This window comes from Microcoleus sp. B3-D2, from assembly GCF_036705345.1.
Taxonomy (GTDB): domain Bacteria; phylum Cyanobacteriota; class Cyanobacteriia; order Cyanobacteriales; family Microcoleaceae; genus Microcoleus.
In genome coordinates, this window is sequence record NZ_JAUBUG010000130.1 from 1 (window position 1) to 6,919 (window position 6,919).

The window sequence follows — 6,919 nt, forward strand, 5'->3', positions numbered from 1 at the left end:
TCTTGCACTTTATTCTCGCTCGCGCGCTCGAAACCTTTCGCGACGCAATATGCACTCGATTATTCAGCAAGCCCTACATAGTTATAAATTTTCCCACCGACTTACTTAAAACATCATTGGCTAAACCGATATATTCTTTACGCTCGTTATATTTATCGACTAAGGCTTTGAGCTTTTTAGAGAAGTCAATCGCTTTGATTTTATTTACTTTTTTATACTTAGCGATCGCCTGTGCTACTAGATTTTGTAATAATTTAATTTTCGTATTGGGTAATTTGATTTTGTCCAGTTTCGCCATATACTCATCACTGAAAATATCGATATGGGATTCTTGATCGTCTTGTCCTAATTTAAAGAGTTCTTCTACGCCTTCACTGACTAGGGCTTCTGTAACCATTTTTCTAACTTGCTCATTCATTTGGGCGGTATCGGGTGCATCGCCTTTATTGAGCTTAAATACGATCGCTCTGACTGCAAAATAGAAAGGGATATAGTCGCGTTCTAGTTGGGAAATATCTTGGCTAGAGCAGCAAAGTTTATAGGCTGAACGTAATTTTCTGACCATACCCATAAATCGCTTTTCTAACTCTTCGGTTAGTTGCACAAATTCGGCGGCACGGTTTAAGCATTCCAATTGTTTTAGGGGCGTACCGTTAAAAAAGTCTTTGCTGTCAAATTTGATTAGTAATTTCGCTAATAAATCTAGTTGATCTTTGACGATCGCTACGGCTTTTTCAATATCTTCAAAATCATCTTCATTGACTTGCGAATATTTCTTTAATGCAAGATTCATATTGGTTTTGATGCCAATGTGATCGACTACTAAGCCTGTTTCTTTACCTTCATAAACGCGATTAACTCTAGAAATAGTTTGAATCAGTGAATGAAGTTGAATCGGTTTATCAATATAAATGGTGTCCAAAAAAGGCACATCAAAGCCTGTCGTCCACATATCAACAATGATCGCAATTTTAAAGTTTGATTTAACATTCTTAAACTGCCGATCGCATTCCTTGCGACTGTCTTTAGTGCCGATCATGTCGTACAACTCTTTCGGGTCGTCTTGGTTACGGGTCATGATCAGCTTAATTTTAGCGATTGGCTTAATTTCTTGACGTTCTCTTTCGGTCAGTTCTACGCCGTCATCGCATTCTCTGACTTCTGCCCATTGGGGACGCAGGGCAATAATTTCTTGATAGAGGTTATAGGCAATGGGGCGACTGGAGGAAACAAACATCGCTTTCCCTTTGACGGTTGCGCCCTCGGTGACGCGGGTTTCGTAATGCTCTACAAAGTCTTTGGCTAAGGCTTTGATGCGATGGGGATCGCCTAAAATGATTTCTAAATTGGTATTTGCTTTCTTACTTTCTTCGATTTGATATTGGTTAGTTCCTTCTTCGGCACATTGTTTGTAATATTCTTCAATCTCTTGCAGTTTATCTTCTTGTAATAGAACTTTGGCGGCGCGACCTTCATAGACGATGCGAACGGTGATTTTATCTTCTACGGATTCTTTCATCGTATAGGAATCAATGATACCGCCAAATACTTCTAATGTGCCGTCAACGGCTGTACCTGTGAAACCGATATAGGTGGCATTGGGTAATGAGTCCCGCAAATATTTGGCAAAACCATATTTTCTTTTTACGCCTTTTTTACTTATTTCTAGCTCTTGATCGACTTTGATTTGGGTGCGGTGGGCTTCGTCTGAGAAACAAATCACATTCGCTCTGTCGGTTAATAGTTGGGTGGTTTCTGTAAATTTCTGCACAGTGGTCAAGAATACGCCGCCGCTTTTTCTGCCTTGGAGTTTTTTCTTTAAGTCTTCGCGGCTTTCTACACAGAGGATTTCTTCATCGCCGATGAAGTCTTTGGCATTAATGAATTGTTCTGATAGTTGATCATCTAGGTCGGTTCTATCGGTAATTAGTACCAGCGTGGGGCTGGCGAAATAGGTGCTTTTCATCAGTAGACGGGCTAGATAGAGCATGGTGTAGCTTTTGCCGCAACCTGTCGCGCCGAAATATGTGCCGCCTTTGCCGTTGCCTTGGGGGTGCATGGTGTTTTTGATGTTTTCAAATAGTTTGTTGGCGGCGTAATATTGGGGATAGCGACAAACTATTTTTTCGTCTTTGGTGGATGTGTCGGGGAAGTGGATGAAGTTTTTGATGATATCGAGTAGGGGTTCTCGATTGAGCATTCCCGCGATGGTGGTATAAAGTGAGTCGATGCCATCGGCTGTTTTGCTATTGAGATCGGTTTTGCGCCAAGCATAGAAGTCATCGTAGTTAGCAAAGAGTGATCCGCTTTTAGTATTTACGCCATCGCTGATCGTGCAGAAGGCATTATATTTAAACAGTTCGGGGATGTCTCTTTTGTAGCGAACTGTAAGCTGTGTATAGGCATCTTTGATAGTTGTATTTTCTTTGACTGCGCTTTTAAATTCGAGTACGACTAGAGGCAATCCGTTAATATAGACGATCGCATCGGGTATGCGTTTTTCAAAGCCTTGGATTTCTAGTTGATTGACGATTTTAAAGTTGTTATTTTCAATTTCTTCATAATCAATCAATTGAATAAACAGGTCTTTTTGATTGCGGTCTTCGCGTTTAAAGGGGAATCCATCGGCTATTAATTTGATAATGGCTTTGTTGCTTGCGTATAGTGCAGAGCTTGGATAGGTTTCTAATTGGCGGATGATCCTATCTATTTCGTTGAGGGTGAGGTCTTCGTATTGATTGAGTAGGAATGTTTTTAGGTCTTCACGCAGGAGGACTTCACTTATTTCTTTGTGAATGTGAGTGCCGTTATGGTGGGGTATTTGTTCGGTTTCAAATAATTCTATGATGGCTGATTCTAAGGCTGCTTCGTTGAATCTCATTTTTTAATTCCCTATTGTTGAAATTTTGGCAAGTAAAATATCATGTAGATCACTTAAACTTTTGTTTTCTATAACTAAATATTCTAAATATTTAAAAGTTTTATCCATATTATCATCATTTTTTTTTGATGTCGTGCTATCTGGGATCAATAAGTGAAATTCATCGATTTCTGCTTTTGTTATTGCTTCTCTTGTTGAACCTGAGTGACTAATTCCTAGTAATTTTGATTTGTTGTCACTTGAACAAAGTGAACAAAGAAGATAGTAAGAAAGATGATATTCATAAAGAGAACGGATTATGATAACGTGCTGGTTAACTCTTGCTGGCAAAATCAACTTTGGGGCAACACAACATCTTGCAACAGAAACCCCAGTAATATTTAGCAAAACATCTTTTTCTTCTACGGTTACATTGTTTAAAGATTTTGCTTGATTATCATCAATAAAAGCTAAATCATTTAAAGAAAAAATAAAGTCGTGAACGTTAAGACTTCTAATTAATGATATTCCAGAACTCAAATAGCTAGTCTTACCCCCCTTCGGAGTAGAGCCACTACCAATTTTTGAGCATACAGATTTTAATTTTTTTACTTCCCAACCCTTCGGAATTTCCTTCTCTAATGTTTTGTTAAACTCTATCTCACCACCATTTGATTTATAAGGCTTTCCGTCTTCATCAGGAAACTCAAAATCAACAAACCATTGTTTATAAATAGCCTGTGCAGTCTCTTCTAACTTTTGCACAAGGCGATTATTCAGATTTATTCTATCCACCAGCACATTGTATTCTTTGACAATTTCCCTTTGCTTGGCAATAGACGGAACAGGTAGTTCCATATTACAAAAATCTTTCCAATTTAAACCACCTCTCACATCTGCATCGGTATAAAACCACGCATTGCGATCAAACTCTCTACGCGAAAACCACATCATTAAATATTCTGGTAGAAGCTCTTGCGTATCAATAACTTCAAATACGTCATAGGCTGGAGAAACCAGAAAATCATTAGAATCCTTTGACAAAGCAACAGGTAATCTTTGATCCCTGCCAACGTGCATCCTGTTACAAGCAAATTGATTTTTCTTGACAATTTTATAACTTGTCATATCAGTACCGATAACATTTGCCACAGAATGCATAAAGAACTTATCAATATTAATCCCTAATAAATTAGTTACTCTAAGTTCAGTAGTACGGTTATTAACCTCACAAATCAAATCTCCCAATCTTCTATAATTTGATTTCATAACCTAACTCCTTAAATACAGCAAGCAACTCTTTTTTAGATTGTTCTTCAGCCTTCAATAAATCACTAAATTCTGTTTGTAAAGATTCCATCTTTTCATCAAAATCTATATTTTCGTCACGGTTAATAAACTCAATATATTTACTTGGTACAATCGAAAAATCCTTGTTCTCTATCTCGATAAAGGATGCACTATAACAAAACTCAGGAATATCTCGATATGTCTTTTCGTAACTTGTTTGTTGCCAGTTATGATAAGTTCCAGAAATTTGTTCAATATCTTCCTTAGAAAACTGCCTAAACTTTTTCTCAAAAGGCTCACCCATCTGGCGCCAATCCATAAATAGAATTTCCATCTCTCTATTTCGATACCTTTTGAGCTTTCCGTTAATTTCAATATTTCTAGCCTTTTTGTTTCTATTCAAAAACCATAGTGAAACACTAATATTTGTCGTGTAAAACATATTTGGCGGCAACACGACAATCGCTTCAACCAAATCATTCTCAACCAATCTCCTACGAATACTATACTCAGTCCCACCACCCGACAAAGCCCCATTCGCCAGAATAAACCCCGCCACCCCATTTTGTGACAGCTTAGAAACAATATTCAAAATCCAAGCATAATTCGCATTCCCAGTCGGCGGGACATCATAACCCAACCAACGCGGATCATCCACTAACTCCTTCGCCGCCCTCCATTCCTTCTGATTAAAAGGAGGATTCGCCATAATATAATCCGCCTTCAAATCCTTATGCTGATCCCGCATAAAAGTATTTTCAGGAACATCCCCCAAATTCGCCGAAATCCCCCTAATCGCCAGATTCATCTTCGCCAGCTTGTAAGTCGTCGCCGTATATTCCTGACCATAAATCGAAACATCCTTTTGATTACCATGATGGCTCTCAATAAACTTAATCGACTGCACAAACATCCCACCCGAACCACAAGCAGGATCGTAAATCTTGCCCTTATAAGGATCGATCATTTCCGCAATTAAATTAACAATACTCTTAGGCGTATAGAACTCACCTTTCCCCTTCCCTTCCGCCAAAGCAAACTTACTCAAAAAGTATTCATAAACCCGCCCCACAATATCCTGCTGCTTATCCTTCAGCGTATCAATATTGTTAATCGTATCCAACAAAGAAGCCAACTTACTAACATCAAGCCCCAATCTCGAATAGTAATTATCAGGCAAAGCACCCTTTAACGAAGGATTATTTTTCTCCACCGTAAACAAAGGCGTATCAATCTTGAGCGAAATATCAGCCTGTTTCGCATTTTCGATCAAATAACTCCAGCGCGATATTTCAGACAAATAAAACACATTCTTCATGGTGTAAAACTCCACCATATCCACATATTTTTCTTTACCCTCAGCGATCAAATCCCGCTTGCGCTCCTCAAACTTATCACTCGCAAACTTAAGAAATATCAACCCCAGTACAACGTGCTTATATTCCGAAGACTCCACCGATCCGCGCAACTTCTTCGCCGAATCCCACAGAGTTTCTTCGATGCTTTTTTGTTTAGTTTGTTTTGCCATAGTGTTTTAAGGGATATTTATAATATAAGTCTTAGATTACGTCATTTTTTTTTGTAACTGTTTATAAATAACATCCAACCATACAGGAATCACAGATTTACCTTTATCTAGGGACGCGATCGCTCTTTCCCTATCAAACTCTACAAGAGAAAGCGAATCATCCTGTGCTGATAACAACAACATAAACCGCTTACCCTGACCAGAAATAAACAACTCCGGTTCTTGTGCCTTCAGCGTTTTGAGAGTTTGAGAAGCAATATCAAAACTAATACCCGTAGATAACCAATATACCATAGCCGCCAGCTCTACCAAATTAGACTTTGAGTAATAAATACTGCGACCAGTTCCCGTCTCATATCAAGTCCGGTAGCACCGGACTTGTATAATGGGGTGTAGTTAATCGCTCATGCGATCGTACAATTATGGGAAAGCGTCTAGTCATTGAACCACATCTTTCAGTAGAAGAACTTCAGAGCCACTACCGAAGGGCCGCCGACCCCATTGAGCGGACTCGCTACCAAATTATCTGGCTATTGGCTAAAGGATTGGTGACCGAAGAGGTAGTTTCAGTCACAGGCTATCACAGAGATAGAATTCGTAGAATTGCCCGTCGTTACAACCAAAGTGGCCCACAAGGATTAATCGATGGTCGTCGCTCTCATCCCGGCCGAATACCAATGTTGTCGGATATTGAGCAAGCACATTTGTGGCAAGCACTCAACTCTTTGGCAGAGGATGGTGGACTGTGGAATGCTCGTAAAGTAGCCGACTGGGTGGCGCAATTGAAGGGAAAGCCAATTCACAGGCAGCGTGGGTGGGAATATTTGCGGCAGATGAATTTCAGACAACTCGTGCCACGAGCCCAGCATGACGAAGCTGATATCGAGCAGCAGCAAGAATGGAAAAAAAACTAACTTTGGAACAGGCGCGGCTGCAAGCAAAGTATCCCGAAGCTGAAATCGAGGTTTGGGCTATGGATGAACATCGATTGGGACTCAAACCCATACAGCGACGTGTCTGGGCGCAACAAGGAGAACAACCAATTGCTGCTGTTAAATGGCGTTTTCAATGGTTATGGCTCTATGGATTCGTTCATCCGGAGTCTGGGGAAACTTATTGGTGGATTCTACCAAGAGTCAATATCAACCTATTCAACAGAGTTTTAATATAGCAGTCCTAGATGATTTGTGAGAATTTACCATAACTGTGAAGCTTAGCGAAATCAAATATCTGATAATGAG

6 protein-coding genes are annotated in these 6,919 nt (G+C 39.6%); 2 read left to right on the plus strand and 4 right to left on the minus strand.

What is annotated here, in order from left to right; genetic code table 11:
- Positions 1-73: 73 nt before the first annotated feature.
- From QUB14_RS27625 to QUB14_RS27640, 4 genes are read right to left on the minus strand one after another with little or no spacing between them, the layout of a single operon-like run.
- A complete protein-coding gene (locus tag QUB14_RS27625) occupies positions 74-2,881 on the minus strand; it encodes an HsdR family type I site-specific deoxyribonuclease (protein WP_333221361.1) in 2,808 nt (935 codons plus the stop codon).
- Between the two features lie 3 nt (positions 2,882-2,884).
- The gene (locus QUB14_RS27630) at positions 2,885-4,129 is read right to left on the minus strand and encodes a restriction endonuclease subunit S (protein WP_333221363.1); all 1,245 of its coding nucleotides are present in this window, start codon (positions 4,127-4,129) and stop codon (positions 2,885-2,887) included.
- On the minus strand, positions 4,113-5,678 hold the full coding sequence (locus tag QUB14_RS27635) for a class I SAM-dependent DNA methyltransferase (protein ID WP_333221365.1): 1,566 nt from the start codon (positions 5,676-5,678) through the stop codon (positions 4,113-4,115). The genes QUB14_RS27630 and QUB14_RS27635 overlap by 17 nt, the downstream gene beginning before the upstream one ends.
- A gap of 36 nt (positions 5,679-5,714) precedes the next feature.
- Positions 5,715-5,972, minus strand: coding sequence for a hypothetical protein (locus QUB14_RS27640; protein WP_333221367.1), 258 nt, complete (start codon positions 5,970-5,972; stop codon positions 5,715-5,717).
- 128 nt (positions 5,973-6,100) lie between these two features.
- On the opposite strand from QUB14_RS27640, the gene QUB14_RS27645 reads away from it, so the two are divergent.
- Both QUB14_RS27645 and QUB14_RS27650 read left to right on the plus strand, forming a co-directional pair.
- Positions 6,101-6,592 carry a winged helix-turn-helix domain-containing protein gene (locus tag QUB14_RS27645; RefSeq protein ID WP_333297419.1) on the plus strand — a complete coding sequence of 164 codons (492 nt, stop codon included), beginning with the start codon at positions 6,101-6,103 and terminating at the stop codon, positions 6,590-6,592.
- Entirely contained in the window at positions 6,577-6,849 is a 273-nt protein-coding gene (locus QUB14_RS27650; RefSeq protein ID WP_333297421.1) for a hypothetical protein, read from the plus strand. Before QUB14_RS27645 ends, QUB14_RS27650 begins: the two co-directional genes overlap by 16 nt.
- Positions 6,850-6,919: the final 70 nt, after the last annotated feature.